Below are 19,356 nucleotides of genomic sequence, written 5' to 3'. Positions count from 1 at the left end.
TCCGTCCGACGCCCCGCAGCCGCACCGAGGAGCAGGAAAGGCCCATGACGCAACTGCGCAGCAACTACCAGCCGGGCACGTCTCCCTGGGCGGTGCGCCGGGCCCAGTGGCGCGCGCTCGGACTCACCGACGAGGACATGGCCAAGCCGAAGATCGCCATCGTCAACTCCTCCTCGTCGCTCGCCACTTGCTACAGCCATCTCGACGGCATCGCCGACGCGGTGAAGGAATCGGTGGCGGAAGCCGGCGGTATCGGCTTCGAGATCCGCACGGTCGCCCCCAGCGACTTCATCCACAGCGCAGGGGGGCGCGGCGGCTACATCCTCTCCTCCCGCGATCTGATCAGCCACGACATCGAGGCCGCGGTCGAAGGCGCCCAGCTGGACGGCATGGTGTGCCTCGCCTCGTGCGACAAGACCGCCCCCGGTCAGCTGATGGCCGCGGCCCGCATCGACCTGCCCACCGTCATGGTCGGCTGCGGCTACCAGCCGTGCGGCACGTTCGAGGGCAGGCACTGCGACATCGAGGACGTCTTCCTCGCCGCGGGACACCATGCCCAGGGCAGGCTCTCCCTGGAAGAGCTGACCGGGATGAGCGAGAACGCGGTCGCAGGTCCCGGTGTCTGCGCCGGCATGGGAACCGCCAACTCCATGCACATGGCCTGCGAGGCGCTCGGCATGGCACTGCCCGGGTCGACGCCCGTGCTGGCGAACTCCCCGAAGATGTGGGCCGACGCGCGCGCCGCCGGACGCCGCGCCGTGGAGCTCGTGCACGAAGACCTGCGGCCGCGTGACCTGCTGACACCGCAGGCCTTCGAGAATGCCGTGACGCTCATGCTCGCCGTGAGCGGCTCCATCAATTCGGTGAAGCATCTGCAGGCGATAGCGGAAGAAGCCGAGTCGGGCACGGACGTGTACGGGCTGTACGAGCAACTGGCCGACCGGGTACCGCTGTTGACGGCCGTACGCCCCAACGGGCCGCACAGCATCGAGGAGTTCGAGGCGGCAGGTGGCGCGGCCGGCGTACTGCGGGCACTCGGCGGCCTGCTGCACACCTCCGCGCGTACGGTCAGCGGGCGCAGCCTGGGCGAGAACCTGACGGACCCGGACGGCGGGACGTCCGGCTTCGACGGAACGGTCATCCGTCCCGCCGGCCGCCCGCTGGGACGCCGCCCCACCATCGTGCTGATCCGCGGCAGCCTCGCCCCCGCCACCGGCATCGTCAAGCTGGCGGTCGACGAGGAACGCGAGACCTCCTTCACGGGCCCGGCGAAGGTCTACGAGACCCCGCAGGCCGCGCTGGACGGACTCGGACGCGGCGAGGTCGAGCCCGGTTCGGTGCTGGTGCTCCGCGGACTCGGCCCGAAGGGCACCCCGGGCATGGGCATGGCCTCCCGCCCCGTCTTCGCCCTCGACGGGGCGGGGCTGACCGGGCAGGTGGCCGTGGTGACCGACGGGCAGCTCTCCGGCCTCGTCAACAAGGGCGTGGTCGTGGGCGAGGTCTCACCGGAAGCCGCGGACGGAGGGCCGCTCGCCCTCGTCCGCGACGGCGACACCATCGCGATCGACGTGACCGCACGACGCGCCGACTTGTGCGTACCCGACGAGGAGTTGGCCCGGCGCGGCGAGGAACTGGCCCTGGCCGTCGCCGGATCCGGGGGAGCTGCGGATGCCCACGGCGCGGGCCGCGGCTGGCTCTCGGTCTACCGCCGAACCGTGCGGCCCCTCCAGGAAGGCGCGGTTCTCGCCCCCCGCCGGCTGCCCGGCCGTACGTCCTGCCCCGCTGCCCGTGACGGCGACCCGGCTGCGGCGTCGCCGGCCACGGCGGCGCATCCGCCTCCGGAATCGCCTCCGGACACGACTCCGGATGCCCCACCGAGTGCCGCTGCCCGTGCGGAAGGAACCCACCGCTGATGCTCCTCACCGACTCCGACAAGGCCATGCTGGACGGCGCGGAAGGCCCCGCCGTGGCGGCGGCGATGGACCTGCTCGTCCGCTACGGCCGCGCGCTGGACGCCGAGTGGCTGTGCGACGTGCGCAACGTGGCCGGGACGATGACCCAGCCCTCGCCGGTGAAAGCCCGGCTGGTGCGTGAGGGCGGGTGGGACAGGGCGTACTCCGTCATCAATCTGGACTGCGACGACACCCTGGAGATCCCCGACATGCGGGTGCCGACGTGTCAGCTGCAGCAGTCCTTCGGGCCCGACTCCGCCGGCATCGCCCCCTACCCGAAGGAACTTGTCGAGCTGCAGAGCGACGCCGAGGCCTTCTACGGACGCAAAGGCGTCAACATCCTTGCGACGTGCACGCCTTATCAGGTCGGCAACATTCCCGTCCGCGGCGAACACGTCGCGTGGATGGAGTCCTCGGCGGTCGTCTACGCCAACTCCGTGCTGGGGGCCCGTACCAACTGCGAAGGCGGTGCCTCCACCGGCGCCGCCTCACTGACCGGCCGCATTCCCTGCTGGGGCAACCATCACAGCGAGAACCGCCGCGGTACGCACCTCATCGAGGCGCGTGCCCCTGTGGACGGGCCCCTGGAGTGGGGGATGCTCGGATACTTCGCCGGCGGTCTCGTACAGGAGGAACGCCCCGTTGTCACCGGTGAGTTGAAGCAGCCCGACCTGCTGGACCTCAAGCACTTCGGGGCCGCCGCGGCATCCTCGGGCGGTGTGGAGATCTACCACCTGCCGGGCATCACACCCGAGGCGCCCACCGTCCCGGAGGCGTTCGGGGGTGCGGAACCGCCGGAGGCCGTGCCGTACGGCGAGCGCGAGCGCCGTCACGTGTATGAGGACCTCAACTCCCAAGGCGACTGCGGCGACGTCGACTTCGTCCTGCTGGGATGCCCGCACGCCTCACTCGACCAGGTGCGCGAGACGGCGCGGCTGCTGGACGGCAGGAAGCTGCACTCCGGGACGCAGCTGTGGCTGATGGTGCCGCGTGCGCTGCGTACGACCGCCGACCGCAACGGGTGGACCGGAGTGATCGAGCGGGCAGGCGGGAGCGTACTGACCGACTCCTGCCCGGCCATGTCCCGTTCGGCGCCGCCCGGCACCAAGGTCTTCGCCACCGACTCCGCCAAGCAGGCGCACTACCTGCCCGCCATCCTCGGCATCGAAGCGTGGTTCGGCAGCCTGCGGGACTGCATCGAAGCGGCAGTCACCGGGCGCTGGAAGGGAGACCTGCGATGAGCCCCCGCCATGACGCCCGGGCACCCGCAGCGGCGGCCGCGTCCGCCGCGGAAGCCACCGGCGGATGCCTGAAGAAGCCTCAACCGGTCTCCGTACCACTGGAGTTGGGCGGAGGCAGGACCGTCGTCCCGGGTACGGCAGAGGGCGAGGCACTCGTCTCCCACGAGACGATCTCCGGCTGGGGCGGCATCGACCCGGCCCGAGGCGTGATCATCGAGCGCCGTCATCCGCTGTACGGGCAGTGCTTCACCGGGAAGGTTCTCGTCTTCCCCGGCGCCAAGGGCTCCTCGGGCTGGGCCGGTTTCTTCCAGGCCACACGGCTGCTGGGCACCGCACCACTGGCGATGATCTTCGTCACCGTCACCACCAAGGCCGCCCTCGGGGCGGTCGTCACCCGGGTCCCCACCGTCACCGGGCTGGACCGCGATCCGCTCACCGTCATCCGCACCGGTGACCGGGTCCGTGTCGACGCAGACCGAGGCTGCATCTCGGTATATCCCGCGCACCCTCAATGACGAGGAGTTCCCATGTCATCCATACCGTCCCCTGATTCACCGTCCGGGTCGCCCCCAGTCGTCGAACTCGCTCCGCTCGTCGAGAAGCAGCAGGGCCGCCGGGCCTGGTACCGGGTCTTCGCCGTCTGCTGCCTGATCACCTTCCTCGACGGCTTCGACTTCCAGATCCTCTCCTTCACCGCCACCTACCTGAGGGGCGACTTCTCCCTGAGCGACACCCAGTTGGGCACGCTGGGCACCGTCGGCCTGTTCGGCACGCTCGTCGGCGGGCTGTGCATGGGGTACTTGGGCGACCGCCTCGGCCGCAAGCCGTCGATCGTGCTGTGCGTGGCGGGCTTCGGCATCTTCATGCTGGGCTTCGCCGGTGCCGAGACGTACGGGCATCTCATGGCGCTGCGTTTCATCTCGGGCTTCTTCCTCGGCGGCGTGCTGCCGCTGTCCTGGGCCCTGGCGGCCGAGTACGCGCCCAAGAGGGCCCGCGTGACCGCGATTTCGGTGATCATGGTGGGCTACACGCTGGGCGGTGCGGCCGGCGGGCCGATCTCGAACCTGCTGGTGCCCGGCCACGGCTGGCAGTCGGTCTACATCGCCGGCGGCGTCTGCTCCCTGCTGGCTCTCGTCCCGGTGCTGTACTTCCTCCCCGAGTCCGTCAAGTTCCTCGCCCAGCGCGGCCGTCCCGACGCCGACAGGCGCATCGCCGCGATACTCACCCGGCTGTGGCCCGGCCAACCGGTCGCCCCGGGTGCGCACTTCGTCCCGGGGGACCCGCAACCGGCGACGACGGCGGGGAAGTTCACTCCCGCGAAGCTCTTCCGCGGCTCGCTCGCGCGGATCACCCCGCTTCTGTGGCTGGTCTATCTGCTCTCCTCGGCGCTGATCTACTTCATGGTGTTCTGGACGCCGCTGATCAACGAGCGGATGGGCTTCAGCGTCAGCGCCGCTGCGACTATCGCGGCGGCGGCGAGCGTCGCGGGAGCCGTCGCACAGCTGGCCATCAGCAGGTTCGTGGACCGCAAAGGCGTCGGCAGCATTCTGTGGATGCCGCTGATGGCGTCCCTCGCCATGCTGACCCTGGGCCTGGGTTCGCCCGGCCCGGTGCTCTACATCTGCGTCATCATCTCCGCGAAGATGTTCATCAACGGCGGCCACGGCGGCATCACCAGCATCGCCGGCACCTTCTACCCCACCTCGATCCGTGCCAACGGCGCCGCCTGGGCCTCATCGGTGGCGAAGGTCGGCGCGATGATCGGCCCGTGGCTCGGCGGTGTCCTGCTGGACGCGGGACTCGGTACGGGAGGCGCGTTCACGGCCTTCGCCGTCTGCCCGGTCGTGATGGTCGTGCTGCTCTTCGCGATGGGACGCGCCCAGAAGTCGCTCTCTCCCGACACGGAAGGCGCGCTGTTCGACGGCACCGCACACGCGACCGATCCGCCGGCACCGCAGCCGGCACCGACGCCCGCCGGCCCCGGTGCCGTACTGACCGGCCCGCAGCCCGACGTGACCCCGGCTCCTCAGCCTCAGCCCCGGGAGCCGCAGTCCTGACCGTGGCGTCGGTGGCGGGGGACCGGGCCCGGCGAAGCGGAGACGACGGCCCCTGCGGGCGGCCGCGGTTCATCCGGCAGGGCCCGGTCACCGGCACGGCTACGACGCTGGTGGAGGCACCGGATTGTCGGGGGTGTCGAGCCAGACGTGCTGGTGGCCGGGCCGGGTGGTGATTCCGAACCGGGTGCGGCGGGGGCTGCCGGCCTCGCGCCACCAGGCGTACGCGGAGGCGACCTCGTCCCACAGCAGCCGGGGCCCGTACTGCTGGACGTCGAAGCAGTCGGCGTCGGGAGTGAAGTCGAGGGAAGCCCACGACCGGCTGCCGGGGTCGGCCAGCCAGAGCGTCCACTCGCCCTCGGAGCCGTGGCCGACGCTGTGGCGGCAGTCCGGCACCATGACGCCGGCGGTGAAGGCGGCGTCGTCATCGCCCAGGACCAGGCGGGGATCGAGGTCGGTCCGTCCTCCGGCCGCCTCGTCCTGCGGCCTGACGGTGGCCATGATGTCTCGTCGGGGTGCCTGACGGCGGTCCCACATGAAGGCGCAGTCCCCGACGACCGGCCCGCTGGCGGTGCCCTCCTCGGACCGGCTGGAGGTGAGCCGGACCAGGACGCCGTTGTAGAGGCCGGTTCCCCAGGGAATCAGCAGCTTGCCCCCGGGCGCGGTCTGCTGGACGAGAGCGTGCGGGATCCGGTGCACGGCGTAGGTGACGATGACCCGGTCGTAGGGAGCGCCGTCGGGCCGGCCCGCGGCACCGTCGCCGGTGACGACCTTCGGAGCGCGGCCGGCGTTCCTCAGTGACGCGCGGGCCGAGTCGGCGAGCTCGGGGTCGACTTCGATCGTGGTGACGTTGTGGTCGCCGAGCCGGTGGGCCAGCAGCGCGGCGTTGAACCCGGTGCCTGTACCGGCTTCGAGGACGCGGTGGCCCTCCTCCACCTGAAGGGCGGTGAGCATGTCGGCCACCAGCCGCGGCATGCTCGCCGAGCTGGTCGGCACCAATGCGGTCCCGCCCTCGGCGTCCTCGACCTGGGTCACCAGGGCGATGTCGGAGTACACCGACCGCAGCCACCGTTCGGGGTCTGCCCGGCGGGTGAGCGGACGGTAGCCGTCGTCGCTGCGGATCCAGATGCGGTGGGGGACGAAGTCTTCTCGCCTCACCTGCTGAAACGTCTCCATCCAGGCGCCGTCGAGGTGGCCGGCGTCGTGAAGGTCCGCGGCCAGCTGTGAGGAGCCAGGCATGATCAGTTCTTCTTCGGCGGGGGCGGAGGAGGGATGGGCTTGTCGGGCTTGTGGCCGTCGCTCTCGGCCGGATCCTGTTTCCCGCTGTGCTTGCCCATCGCATGCCCCCGGCTCGTCGGCTGACTGTCCAAAAGACTGACTGCCCGAAAAAGGCTACCGACGGGTGTAGAACGTGGCGAGTATCTCCTCGGCCAACACCACGCACGGAGGAGGCCGTTGCCCGCTCGTTGACGCTGGGCCGGCCGCCCGACCGCTGCCGCGAGCAGCCGCGCACCGTGTGTCAGCCGTCGTACTTCTGCCCCTGCCCTTCCGGCTGACGGCCGCGTAGCCGCGCGGTGTCACGAGCCGGCCGCACCGTCAGCTGGTGCCGCTTCCTGCCAATGGGGGCGACGCCGGGCCGGCGTTGAGTACGTTCTCCCCTCGGGGCGCTCGACCGGCGCCCTGTTCCGCACCGACCGGGGGAGCAGAGGCATCGTGCCTGGTGGCGAAAGCATGCGTATCGGACTGTCCGCGGCACAACGGGAGATCTGGCTCGCGCAGTCGCTCCGTCCCGGCAGCGCGATGTACAGCGTCGGCGAGTACGTCGAGATCCGGGGGCGCCTGCGCATCGACCTCTTCGAGCGTGCCCTGCGCCGCACGGTCTCCGAGTGCGGGACGCTGAACCTCGGTTTCTCACCGGCAGGCGAGGCGATGCGTCTCTTCGCTGCGGATCACCGCGACGTGCCCCTCACACACGTCGACCTGCGCGGCGCCGACGACCCGTGTGCGGCCGCGCAGCGCTGGATGTCCGAGGACATGGACCGTGTCATGCCCTTCGGCGACGGACCGCTCTTCGCGTTCGCCCTGCTGCGGGTGGCCGCCGACACGTACCTGTGGAGCTGCCGTTGCCACCACATCGTCGTCGACGGGACGTCCCTGGCCGCGATCGTGAGGCGCTGTGCGGAGGTGTACTCCGCGCTGGAGGCGGGCGGGCCGGTGCCCCCGCACGGCTTCGGCGATCTCTGGGCGCTCCTGGAGGAGGACCGCGACTACCGCGAGTCCGAGAACTTCGCACAGGACCGGAAGTTCTGGACCGAGCAGTTGCGTGAGCTGCCCGAACCGGCGTCGCTGGTCGGGCGACGAGCACCGTACGAGGGGTTCAGCCGGGCGTCGGCCGCCCTGGACTCCGGGGAGTGCCGCAAGCTGGACGAGGTCTGCGCGGGTGTCGGGGTGCGGCGCTCGTCGATGCTGCTCGCCCTGTCGGCTGCGTATCTGTACCGGATGAGCGGCGCGAGTGAGGTGACCGTCGGACTGGCCGTCACGGCGCGGCGCACTCCGCTGGCCAGGGCCACGGCGGCGGCACAGTCCAACGTCCTCCCGATCAGGCTGTGTCCGCACGACGCGCAGCCGCTGGCGGAGCTGGCACGCCAGGCCGAACGCGCCGTGGCCACCGCGCTTCCCCACCAGCGTTACCGCACGGAGGACATGCGGCGGACGACGAAGGGTGAGAGCCGGCCGCCGTTGTACTCCCTCGTCGTGAACATCATGTCCTTCGACCGGGACCTGGCCTTCGGGACCTGTACGGCACGTGTGCGGAATCTGGCAACCGGCCCCGTCGACGACGTGTCGTTGTCGTTCACGGACCGCAGGGACGGCCGCGGTCTGGAAGTCGACCTCGACGCGAACACCGCCCTGTACGGGGAACGTGACGTGCGGGAACATCTCCGCCGCGTCGAGCGGCTGCTGCGGCACGTCCTCGCCGGTGGAGCCGTCGCCGAAGTGGGGGAGCTTCCCCTGGTCTCCGCCGCGGAGGGGGACCTGCTGCTGGCACTGGGCGGAGCGGCTCCCGAAGCAACCGCTGCGGCCCTCTACGAGCGGACCGTGGCACGTCGGCCGTCGGCCGCGGCCCTTCTCGGGGCCGAGGAGTGCCTGTCGTACGACGGCCTCAACCGGCGGGCCAACCGCCTGGCGCGGCTCCTCGTCTCGCGCGGTGCGGGACCGGAGCGGATCGTCGCGCTGGTGATGGAGCGGTCCGTCGAGTTCGTGGTGTCGGTGCTGGCCGTGTGGAAGGCGGGCGGTGCCTGGCTGCCGGTCGATCCCCGGTATCCGCGGCTGCGGACCGGGTTCATGCTCGACGACGCCGCGCCGGCGGTCACGCTGACGACGTCCGCCGCACTTGCCGTGTGGGACGGCGCCCCGCCCGGCGGCGCTCTCGTGCTGGACGCGCCCGATGTGGTGGCCGACCTGGCGGAGCGGAGCGACAGCAACGTGCGCGACGAGGAGCGGCCGGACCGGCTCACCGCTCGCCATCCCGCCTATGTCGTCTACACCTCCGGCTCCACCGGCCGTCCCAAGGGGGTCGTCGTCACGCATGAGGGGATACCCGGCCTCGCCCGCGCGCAGCGGAGCCGGTGGGGCGTCGGCCCCCGGTCCAGGGTGCTTCAGCTGGCGTCGCCCAGTTTCGACGCCGCCGTCTGGGAGCTGCTGGCCGCTCTGCTGTGCGGCGGTGAGCTGATCGTCGGCGCGGGCGGACCGCCGCCCGTGGGTGCCGGCCTGGCAGAACTGATCGCGGACCACGGCGTGACACATGCCCTGGTGCCACCCGCCGTCCTGGCGACCGTCGAGCCGGGAACGCTGCCCCCTGGTACGACGCTGCTGGTGGGGGGCGAGGTCTGTACGGCCGGACTGGCGGCCGACTGGGCGCCGGGCACCACTCTCGTCAACGGATACGGCCCGACGGAGGCGACTGTCTGCGTCACCCTCAGCGACGCCCTGCCGGGACACGGCACGCCCCCCATCGGCACCCCCGTGGACGGGACGTCGGCGTACGTCCTGGACGGTGCGTTGCGGCTGGTTCCCTTCGGCTCGGTCGGTGAACTGTGCCTGAGCGGGCCGGGACTGGCCCGGGGCTACCTGAACCGCCCCGGCCTGACCGCTTCCCGGTTCGTCGCCGACCCGTACGGTCCTCCGGGCTCCCGGCTGTACCGGACCGGTGATCTGGTGAGGTGGCGCGAGGACAGATCGCTCGCGTACGTGGGCCGGGCCGACGGCCAGGTCAAGGTCAACGGGCTGCGCATCGAACTCGGCGAGATCGAGTCCGCGCTGGCCGCGTGCCCGGGCGTGCGCCGGGCCGCCGCGTCCGTCGACGAACCCCGGCCGGGCACGAAGCGGCTCCTCGCCCACGTCGTGCCGGAGCGGCCGTACGGTGCGGCGCCCGACGACGTCACGGCCTTCCTGCGGCAGAGGCTCCCCGGGCACATGGTGCCGTCCGCCGTCGCCGTGCTGGACGCGCTCCCCATCACCCCCGGCGGCAAGCTCGACCGTGCCGCGCTGCCGCCGGTGCCGTACGCGGAGCCAAGCACCGCTGCGGGCATCCGGCCGCCACGCACCGGCCTGGAGGAGACCCTTCGGCGCCTCTTCTCCGAGGTCCTGGCCCTGGACGAGGCCCGGTTCGGCGTCGACGACAGCTTCTTCGCCCTGGGCGGCGACAGCATCATGGCCATGCAGCTCGTCGCGCACGCCCGGGAGCACGGCATCGTTCTGACGAACCAGCAGATCTTCTCGGGCCGTACCGTCGCGGAACTGGCCCGCGCGGCGAAGGAGACGGACGTGTCCGCCGGCGCGCGTCCCGCCGCACACGATGCCGCGGCGGCGGACCGGGCGGAGTGTCCCGCACCGCTTCCTGACGCCGAGACGGCCCGGCTCGAGGCGGAACATCCCGACGGGCCGAGCCTCCTCCCGCTGACGCCGCTTCAGGAGGGCCTGCTCTTCCACGCCCTCCGCGACACCTACGGCCACGGGCAACAGGACCCGTACACCGTCCAGTTGGTGGTGGAACTCTCAGGGACACTCGACGCGCACAGGCTCCGCGCGGCGGGCGAGGCGCTGCTGCGGCGGCATCCGCACCTGGGGGCGGCCTTCTGGCACGAAGGGCTGTCGCGGCCGGTCCAAGCGGTCCGCGAGGGCGTGACCCCGCGCTGGCAGTACCGCGACCTGACCGGTGCGGGCGCGGAGGATCCGGGAGCCGCAGCGGTGCTCCGTGGCGAGCGGACCAGGCGGATGGATCCCGCGCAGGCGCCTCTGATCGGGTTCACCCTGCTGAAGCTCGGCCCGGAGCGGTACACGCTGGCCCTGACCTGCCATCACATCCTTCTGGACGGCTGGTCCATGCCCGTGGTCGTACGCGAACTCCTCGCGCTGTACCGCTCCGGCAGCCATGATGCCGGGCTGCCGGAAGCCGTCCCGTACGTCCGTCACCTCGCGTGGCTCGCCCGACAGGACAGGGAAGCGGCGCGGACGGCCTGGCGCCGGGCGCTGGACGGGCTCGCCGCGCCGACGCTGCTGGCCGGTGAACGGCCCCGCGGCTCACGTCCGGCGGAGCCCGCATGCCAGACGCGGGAGCTCTCCGCGGAGCTCACCGCCGCGCTGACCGGGACCTGCCGGGCCCACGGGCTCACACTGAACACCGTGGTCCGGGCTGTCTGGGCGGTGCTGCTCCGCACCGTGACAGGGCGGAGCGACGTGGTCTTCGGCGGCACCGTCGCGGGACGGCCGCCCGAGCTGGCCACGGCCGAATCGATGGTGGGCATGTTCGTCAACACCGTGCCGGTACGCGTACGGACCGACCCCGGCGAGACCCTGCTGAAGCTGATGGCCCGGATCCAGGACGAGCAGGCGGCGCTCTCCGGGCACCAGCATCTCGGGCTCAGCGACATCAAACGGCTCATCGGGCAGGGAGAACTCTTCGACACGCTCACCGTCGTCGAGAACTACCCGATGGACACGGCCGGTTGGGGTGACCGGCCGCGGGTGACCGGCCTCACCGCCCACGACGCCACCCACTATCCGCTCGCCCTCGCGGTCGTACCGGGGGAGCGGATCCAGCTGCGGATCAGCCACCTGCCGGAGCTCGTCGGCCGGGAGGAGGTGCAGCACTTCGCCGAACTGCTCCTGAGACTGCTGGAGACGGCCGCCCACCGGCCGGAGCAGCAACTGGACGGTGTGGAGGCGGCGTTGCCCGAGCTCAGGCCGTTGTTCTCCCCACCGGGTCCGGAGGCGGAAGCGGAGCCCGGCACCGGACAGGAGCCCGAACCCGCAGCCGCACTGCCGGTGGTGGAGGCGAAGCTGTGCGAGCTGTTCGCGGAGGTGGTGGGCGTCCCGACGGTCACCGCAGGGGACAGCTTCTTCGAACTCGGCGGCGACAGCATCCTCTCCATCCAGCTCGTCGGACGGGCACGGGCCGCCGGCCTGACCTTCACCACGGGGGAGGTCTTCGAGAACCGGACGGTCTCCGCCCTGGCCCGGGTGGCACGCCGTACCGGCACACAGCGCCCAGCGGCGACGGAGCCCGACGCCGGCCCGTGTCCGGCGACGCCGATCATCGAATGGCTCCGCGCTCTGGGGCCGCACGCCGAGCGGGGCTTCCACCAGTCGGTGGTGGTCCAGGTGCCGCCGGGCGCGGACACCCCTCGGCTGGCCGCGGCACTCGACCTGCTGCTCGACCGGCATGCCGCGCTGAGAATGCGGAGCGTCGCCGACCGGGACGGCGCCGACCGGGACGGCGGCGCGGCAGACGGCGCCCGCCCGGCGGGGCCGTCCCTCGAAACGGCACCGGCGGGAGAGGTCCGCGGGCGCGACTGCCTGAGCCGGGTTCCCGTCGGTGCGGCGGACTTCGCGGACACCGGGCGGTGGCGCCGGCTTGTCTCCGAGGAGACGGCAGTGGCACGTTCCCGGCTGGACGTCCCGGCAGGCCGGATGATCAGGGCCGTCTGGTTCGACGCAGGCGAGGCCGCACCGGGACGGCTGCTGCTCGTCGTCCACCACCTCTGCGTGGACGGAGTCTCCTGGCGGATCCTGCTCCGCGATCTGGCGGACGCCTGGCAGGCCGCCGCCGAGGACCGCGCTCTGCGCACCCCCGCCCCCGTCACGTCCTTCCGTGACTGGGCCCGGCTGCTTCGCGAGCAGGCCCGGACAGAACGGCGGAGGGTGGAGGCGGCCCGCTGGGTCGAGGTCCTGGACGGTGAGGACCCTCTCATCGGCAGCCGTCGGCCGGACCCCGGGCGGGACACGGCCTGCACCTCCAGATCCCTGACGCTCAGGCTCCCGGCCGAGGCGACGGCCGCACTGCTGACCGCGGTACCGGCCGCCTACCACGCGCAGATCGACGATGTGCTGCTCACGGGTCTGAGCCTCGCGGTGGCCGAGTGGCGGCGCGGACAGGGACACGCGGACGCGGACGGCGGGCCCGTCGTGCTCCTCGACCTGGAGGGGCACGGCCGCGAACAACTGACGCCCGAGGTCGATCTCAGTTCCACCGTGGGCTGGTTCACCAGCAAGTACCCGGTGCGGCTGCGGCCCGGGGCCCTGGACTGGGCGGCGGTGACCGAGGGGCGTCCTCCGCTCGGCCGTGCGCTCAAGGAGGTCAAGGAACAGCTGTCCGCCGTCCCCGACCACGGCGTCGGTTACGGCATGCTGCGCTACGTCGACCCGGACACCGCCGAACTGCTCGCCCCGTACGACGACCCCCAGATCGGCTTCAACTACCTGGGCCGCTTCCCGCTGCCGGAGGGCGCGGACTGGCAGCCCGACCCGGCCCTCGGACCGCTCGCCGGAGGCTCCGACCCGGGGATGCCGCTGCCGCACACCCTGGAGATCAACGCCATGACCGAGGACCGGCCCGGCGGATCCCAGCTGGTGGCGGTCTGGTCCTGGGCGGGGGAGCTGCTGGAGGAAGAAGCCGTACGGGACCTCGCGGAGGCCTGGTTCGGGGCGCTGCAAGGCATGGTCCGGCACATCGGGACGGACGGCGCCGGCGGGCGTTCGCCCTCCGACTTCCCCCTGGTGCGGCTCTCGCTCGACGAGGTGGAACGGCTCGAGACGGACGTGCCGGCGCCGGCGGACGTATGGCCGCTGACCGGCCTGCAGAAGGGGCTGCTGTTCCACGCCGTCGACGACCAGAAGCCCGACGAGTACCTCGTGCGCTGCGTCGTGGACCTGGAGGGCCCGCTGGACGCCGCCGCGATGCGGGCCGCCGCCGAGGCGCTGTTCGTCCGGCACCCCAACCTGCGTGCCTGCTTCGCCTACGCCGGTCTCACCGAGCCCGTGCAGGTGATCCCCGCGCAAGTGGAACTGCCGTGGCGGGAGTTCGACCTGGTGGCTGAGGGGACAGGGGACGCCGGGGCTGTTGCGGAGGAGCTGACCCGGCAACTCGGCTCGGAGCGGTTCACCGTCGAGGAGGCCCCGCTCGCACGCGGTGCGCTGATACGCGTCGCTCCCGACCGCCACCGGGTCGTGCTGACCATGCATCATCTCCTCGTGGACGGCTGGTCGTTGCCGCTGCTGGTGCGCGACCTGCTCCGCCTGTACGACGCCGGGGGCGACCCCGGCACGCTTCCCGAGGTGAGCCCGTACCGGGACTACATGGCCTGGTACGCACGACAGGAGACCGCCCCCGCGCTCGACGCGTGGCGCGCGGCGCTGTCCGGAGTGACCACTCCCACTCTGGCTGTCCCCGGTGCCGAACGCCCGGCGGATGCGCCGGAGACGCGCGTCGCGCACCACACGCGTGAGCTCACCGAGGAACAGACCGCCGGGCTCTCGGAGGTGGCACGTGAAGCGGGCGTCACCGTGCACACCGTCGTCCAGGGCGCCTGGGCCATGGTGCTCGGATGGCTGACCGGCCGGGACGACGTGGTGTTCGGCACCACCGTCTCGGGGCGTTCGGCACCGGTGGACGGCATCGAGGAGATGGCAGGCCTGCTGATCAACACCGTTCCCACCCGGGTCGTACTGGACCCCGAAGCGACCCTGCCGCAGCTCCTCCGGCAACTTCAGTCCGAGCAGACCCGGCTGATGGACCACCATCACGTCGGCCTGTCCGACATCCAGCGCGCGGCCGGCACAGGCCCCCTCTTCGACACCCTCTTCGTCTACGAGAACTACCCGGTGGACAGAGGGAGTCCGGGCGGGGCGTCCAGGAAACTGAGGGTGACGGGCCTTCAGAGCAACGACGACAACCACTATCCGCTCAGTGTCGTCGTGGTGCCCGGCCGGCGGCTCGTACTGCGACTCAACCACCGCCCCTCCGACGTCGACGGGCACCGGGCGGCAGCAGCGGCCGACGCGCTGAGGCTGCTGCTCGCAGGCCTCGCCGAACGGCGGCAGGGCAACCTCGCCTCGCTCCCGCTGACGGACGGACCCGAGCAGCCGCCGTCGCCGCCCGGTCCGGAGCGGGACGGCCCGACTCTGCCCGGCCTGTTCGAGGCGCAGGTGCGGGCCACACCCGGGAAGACGGCGGTGACTGACAATCACCTGACCCTGAGCTATGCGGAGTTGAACCGCAGGGCCAACCACCTCGCGCGACGCCTGGTCCGGCTGGGCGCGGGCCCGGAGAAGCCGGTGGCCCTGATGCTCGACCAGGGCGCGGACGCCGTGGTCGCGGTGCTGGCGGTCCTCAAGAGCGGGGCGGTCTACGTGCCGCTGTCGCCTTCCCACCCGGCTGAGCGCACCCTGCTCGTCCTCGAGGACGCCACCCCGGTGTGCCTGGTCACGACCGAGACGCACGCGGCGGCCCTGCCGCCGGGCGCCGTGGCGATGCCCGTCGCCACGCTGAACGGCCCCTCGAATTCGCCCGGCACGGAGGGCCCCGGAGGCACAGGTCCCGGAACTGCCGCTGCCCACGACGCCGATCTCGTCGACGCGGAGCGCACCGCACCGCTCACCGCCGAGCACGGCGCGTACATCATCTACACCTCCGGCTCCACCGGACGTCCGAAGGGGGTGCTGGTGCCGCACGCGAACGTCGTACGGCTCTTCACCTCCGTCAGGGGCCTCTGCTCCTTCGGAGAAGGCGACGTGTGGACCCTCTTCCACTCCTGCGCGTTCGACTTCTCGGTGTGGGAGATGTGGGGAGCGCTGCTGCACGGCGGGACCCTCGTCGTCGTACCGCACGAGGTCACACGCGACCCGGAGCGCTTCCTGGAACTGCTCGTGGAACGGGGCGTCACCGTGCTCAGCCAGACTCCCTCGGCGTTCCGCCAGATGGTGCGCGCCGACCGCGCCAGGCCCGCCCTGGGCGACCGGCTGGGACTGCGCTACGTCGTGTTCGGCGGTGAGCGGCTGGACTTCGGTCCGCTGGGCGAGTGGTACGAACGCCATCCGCAGGACACCCCGCAGCTCGTCAACATGTACGGCATCACCGAGACGACCGTCCATGTCACCCACACCGGAATCACCGGCCCGGACGTGACCGCGGGCTCCTCGGCGAGCCGCATCGGCCGGCCGCTGCCGGACCTGCGCACCCACGTCCTCGACCGCTGGCTGCGGCCGGTGCCGCCCGGGACCGTCGGCGAGGTCTACGTCGCCGGCCCGGGCCTTGCCCGCGGCTACACGGGACGGCCCGGGCTGACAGCGACACGGTTCGTCGCCGATCCGTTCGGCCTTCCCGGAGAGCGCATGTACCGCACCGGGGACCTCGCCCGCCGCGACTCCGGCGGCGAGCTGTTCTACGAGGGCCGGTCGGACGGGCAGGTGCAGCTGCGCGGCTTCCGTGTGGAACCCGGCGAGATCGAGGCCCACTTGAGCAGCCTGCCGGAGGTCGGCCAGGCGGCGGTGACGCTGCGCGAGGTCCGGCCGGGCGAGCCGAAGCTGGTCGCCTACCTGGTGGCCGCGGACGGCGCTTCGCTGCCGGGCGCGGCCGAGCTGTCCGCCCTGGCGGCGGACCGTCTGCCGGGCCACATGGTTCCTTCGGCGTTCGTGACGGTGGCTGAGCTGCCCCTCACCGTGAACGGCAAGCTGGACCGTACGGCCCTTCCCGCCCCCGACTACACCGCCCTCTCCACCGGGTCCGCACCTCGCACGCCCCTGGAGAAGACCCTGTGCGCCGCGATGGCGGAGACGCTCGGTGTGCCGCGGCTCGGCATCGACGACGACTTCTTCCTGATGGGCGGCGACAGCATCACGTCCATGAGGTTCGTGGACCTCGCCGGGCGGGACGGCATCGCACTGAGGCCGCGGGACGTGGTGGAGAAGCGGACGGTCGCCGCGCTCGCCGAAGCAGCTGAAGCAGCTGAAGCAGCTGAAGCAGCTGAAGCAGCTGAAGCAGCTGAAGCAGCTGAAGCAGCTGAATCAGCCGGGGCAGCCGGTGCGGGGCGATCAGCGCAGGCAGGCGGCACGGCCGGGCCGGACGGGACCGCCGTGCGCCGCCGCGCAGGCGAACTCGCGGACGGCGTCGGCCCGTTCCCCGCCACCCCGATCATCGAACGCCTGCGGCAGGAGGCGACCGTCATGGGCGCTTACCACTTGTCGATGGCGGTGCGCGTGCCCGGGGACGTCGAGCCGGACCATCTGGTCGAGGCCCTTCAGACGGTCATGGACCATCACGACGCACTCCGGATACGTCTGACCCGCAGCGCGCCGGACAGCGGCGGCCCCGAGGCCTGGTCACTGGAGACGACCGCTCCCGGGTCCGTAAGGGCTGCCGACCGCTTCTCGCGCGTGTCCACGGAGGCATCCACGCACGACGAGTGGCGACGGGCACTGAGCTCGGCGACGGAGCGCTGGCAGCGTGAACTCGACCCCGACGCCGGGCAGATGCTGTGGGCGGTCTGGCTCGACCCCGGGGCGGGCCGCCAGGGCCGTCTGCTGACCCTGGTGCACCACCTCGCGGTGGACGGGGTCTCCTGGCGGATACTCCTGGCGGACCTGGCTCGTGCCCACGAGGCCGTGGCCGCGGGCGAACGTCCCACCCTGGCAGGGACTCCCGTCACGTACCGGCGCTGGGCACAACTGCTCGCCGAGGAGGCCGTCGAGCCGGCCCGGGTGGAGGAACTGTCCCTGTGGGAGGGGATGTTCGCCTCCCGGACGAAGGCGCCCGGCCGACGGGCGCTCGACCGGTCGGCGGACACGCTCGCCTCGGCACGCGGAATCGCGCTCGACATGTCCGAGGAGGAGACGCGGAGCCTCCTCCTCGTGCCGCAACGACTGGACACGGGCCTGCGTGAAGTGCTGTACGCCGCGTTCGCGATCGCCTACGCGCGCCTGCACGGTGACGACGAGGGCAGGGTGCTGGTGGACCTCCAGGCGCACGGGCGCGAGGCGGTCGCCGGAGAGTGCGAACCCTTCTCCACCGTCGGGTGGTTCACCGCCCAGTTCCCACTGCTGCTCGACGCCGGGACGCCCGCCGCACCCGGCGCGGCGGACACCGGCGCCTGGCTGGCCGACGCGGCCCGGAGGGTCGGCGCCCAGCTGGCGGCCCTGCCCGACCACGGCATCGGGTACGGACTGCTGCGCTACCTGAACCCCGGTACCGCCGCCCGCCTCGCCCCGCTCGGCGATCCGGAGATCGCGCTCAACTACCTGGGGCGCTTCCGGGTCGGGGACCGGGCAGGATGCTGGGAGCCCACGGGGGAAGCGGGGTCCGCGATGGGCGGGGGAGCCGACCTGGGGATGCGGTTCAACCGCGCGTTGGCGCTGACGGCCGCCGTCGAGGAACGGGAGGGCGGCCCCCGGCTGGCGGCTCGCTGGACGTGGCCGTCCGGGGTGGTCCCCGACGAGGAGGTGCGGGAACTGGCTCACGGCTGGTTCGCGGTGCTCCGGCGTTACATCGGTGCCGCCGGGACGGGGGACGCCGGACGAAGCGCGGGGAGCAGCACCTGAGACAGGTCCCGCTACGTCCGTCTCCTCGTCCGTGGTGGGGCCTCCGGCGGTGGGCCGCGGCGGGCATCGGGCAGGACGGTGGCGCGGAGGAGACGGAGGAGGCGGCGGCCGTCGGTCCGCCACGTCACCGTCATGCGGCGTTGCCGGCGACCATGTACGCCACGAGGACCAGCGCGAGGACGCACAGGATCGCGCCGGCCACGGCCAGCGGCTTGCCGCGGCGGTGCCCCGTGCAGCCGCCGATCGCGAGGACGAGTCCGCCCACCGCGGGAGGGAAGGCGACGTACTGCCGCAGGAGGTCCAGGTTGACCGGGAGGAGCGGCAGCACCCACGCGAGAAGACCGAGGACCACCGCGGCCACGGCAAGCCCGGGCCCCATGGGACGGTCCGCCGGAGGCCGTCCGCCGGGCCACTCGGGGCCGCTGGGGCCGATCCAGGGCTGCTGCGGATGCGGGTGTGGCGGCACCGGGCCGGGCGGCGGTACCGGTGAGGAGTACGCGACGTCGGGGCCCGGTGCCGCTGCCTCGGGCTGTGGAGCCGACTCGTTCGGTTCGGGCGGCGGGCCGTAGTTCATGCGGGACTCCTCGCTGGTGGGACCGCTTCGTTGCTTACACGTACGCCGGGCGGCATTCAAGATGCCGATGTCGCGGGCGTGAACGGCGCGTTGAGCGCGCCCCATGGCCGTTCCCTGCTCCAGCATCCCTGCGACTGTGGCCGGCACGCGCGGTCCGGCAGGCTGTTCCCCAACGGCGCTGCGCGGAGACGGACGAGGGCGGTTCGCGCGTCATACCGGCGTCGAGGGCGTCGTAGCCGTCGAAGTCGAACCGGTTTGGAGGGTCCTCGATGCTGCTGCGGAATCGGCAGCCTCGATTCCTGGTGCGAGGACGACGAGCGAGTCACGCACTCTGCGTCCGGCCGTGAACTCGCTGCCGTACCGGGCGTCTTCCCCATCGGCACCCCAGCTGGTTCTCCGGAACTCACACAAGAGTATGAGCGGAACTTAACGAATACGCCGGTGCTGCGCCCTGTTTCACTTCGTGGCGCCGGGCTCGATAAGGCGAGAGTCTGCCTGAAAGGTTGTCACGGGTCCGGCCGGATGGGTTACTTCTTGCATGAGATTTCGGTAAGTGTGCGAAGCGATTCTGCCGCCATTGGGCGAGCCCCCCGGGGGTGCCCCGTCGGAGATTTCCCAGGAAACCGGCCGGGGGCTGAAAGCGGTGAACGCGAGAGCCACCT

The 19,356-nt window shown here is 72.0% G+C and carries 7 protein-coding genes; 5 read left to right on the top strand and 2 right to left on the bottom strand.

Going from position 1 to position 19,356, the window contains the following annotated elements; all coding sequences use genetic code 11:
• Positions 1-44: 44 nt before the first annotated feature.
• From ilvD to ACFPA8_RS12095, 4 genes are read left to right on the top strand one after another with little or no spacing between them, the layout of a single operon-like run.
• Positions 45-1,913 (top strand): dihydroxy-acid dehydratase, encoded by a 1,869-nt coding sequence (ilvD, locus tag ACFPA8_RS12110; RefSeq protein WP_386446728.1) that lies wholly within the window; start codon positions 45-47, stop codon positions 1,911-1,913.
• Positions 1,913-3,193: an aconitase X gene (locus tag ACFPA8_RS12105; RefSeq protein ID WP_386446725.1), complete on the top strand. Its 1,281-nt coding sequence runs from the start codon at positions 1,913-1,915 to the stop codon at positions 3,191-3,193. The genes ilvD and ACFPA8_RS12105 overlap by 1 nt, the downstream gene beginning before the upstream one ends.
• The gene (locus tag ACFPA8_RS12100; protein ID WP_386446722.1) at positions 3,190-3,708 is read left to right on the top strand and encodes an aconitase X swivel domain-containing protein; all 519 of its coding nucleotides are present in this window, start codon (positions 3,190-3,192) and stop codon (positions 3,706-3,708) included. Before ACFPA8_RS12105 ends, ACFPA8_RS12100 begins: the two co-directional genes overlap by 4 nt.
• 12 nt (positions 3,709-3,720) lie before the next feature.
• Positions 3,721-5,250, top strand: coding sequence for an MFS transporter (locus ACFPA8_RS12095; protein WP_386446719.1), 1,530 nt, complete (start codon positions 3,721-3,723; stop codon positions 5,248-5,250).
• A gap of 99 nt (positions 5,251-5,349) precedes the next feature.
• On the opposite strand, the gene ACFPA8_RS12090 is transcribed toward ACFPA8_RS12095, so the two are convergent.
• The gene (locus ACFPA8_RS12090) at positions 5,350-6,486 is read right to left on the bottom strand and encodes a methyltransferase domain-containing protein (RefSeq protein ID WP_386446717.1); all 1,137 of its coding nucleotides are present in this window, start codon (positions 6,484-6,486) and stop codon (positions 5,350-5,352) included.
• Between the two features lie 492 nt (positions 6,487-6,978).
• Between ACFPA8_RS12090 and ACFPA8_RS12085 the strand changes: the two genes are divergently transcribed.
• Positions 6,979-18,120 carry an amino acid adenylation domain-containing protein gene (locus tag ACFPA8_RS12085; protein WP_386446714.1) on the top strand — a complete coding sequence of 3,714 codons (11,142 nt, stop codon included), beginning with the start codon at positions 6,979-6,981 and terminating at the stop codon, positions 18,118-18,120.
• A 130-nt stretch (positions 18,121-18,250) separates the two neighbouring features.
• Here the strand turns inward: ACFPA8_RS12085 and ACFPA8_RS12080 are convergent, their stop codons facing one another.
• Positions 18,251-18,694, bottom strand: a complete 444-nt coding sequence (locus ACFPA8_RS12080; protein ID WP_386446711.1) for a hypothetical protein — start codon at positions 18,692-18,694, stop codon at positions 18,251-18,253.
• Between the last annotated feature and the right edge of the window lie 662 nt (positions 18,695-19,356).

This window comes from Streptomyces ovatisporus (assembly GCF_042653885.1).
Lineage (GTDB): Bacteria > Actinomycetota > Actinomycetes > Streptomycetales > Streptomycetaceae > Streptomyces > Streptomyces ovatisporus.
Note: the sequence above shows the minus strand (reverse complement) of the source record. Positions and strands in the feature narration are given on the sequence as shown.

Bases quoted from the DNA above. Each gene is read 5' to 3' on its own strand.
- ACFPA8_RS12085 (WP_386446714.1), top strand. From the start codon at position 6,979: ATGCGTATCGGACTGTCCGCGGCACAACGGGAGATCTGGCTCGCGCAG.
- ACFPA8_RS12080 (WP_386446711.1), bottom strand. From the start codon at position 18,694: ATGAACTACGGCCCGCCGCCCGAACCGAACGAGTCGGCTCCACAGCCC.
- ACFPA8_RS12100 (WP_386446722.1), top strand. From the start codon at position 3,190: ATGAGCCCCCGCCATGACGCCCGGGCACCCGCAGCGGCGGCCGCGTCC.
- ACFPA8_RS12090 (WP_386446717.1), bottom strand. From the start codon at position 6,486: ATGCCTGGCTCCTCACAGCTGGCCGCGGACCTTCACGACGCCGGCCAC.
- ACFPA8_RS12105 (WP_386446725.1), top strand. From the start codon at position 1,913: ATGCTCCTCACCGACTCCGACAAGGCCATGCTGGACGGCGCGGAAGGC.
- ACFPA8_RS12095 (WP_386446719.1), top strand. From the start codon at position 3,721: ATGTCATCCATACCGTCCCCTGATTCACCGTCCGGGTCGCCCCCAGTC.
- ilvD (WP_386446728.1), top strand. From the start codon at position 45: ATGACGCAACTGCGCAGCAACTACCAGCCGGGCACGTCTCCCTGGGCG.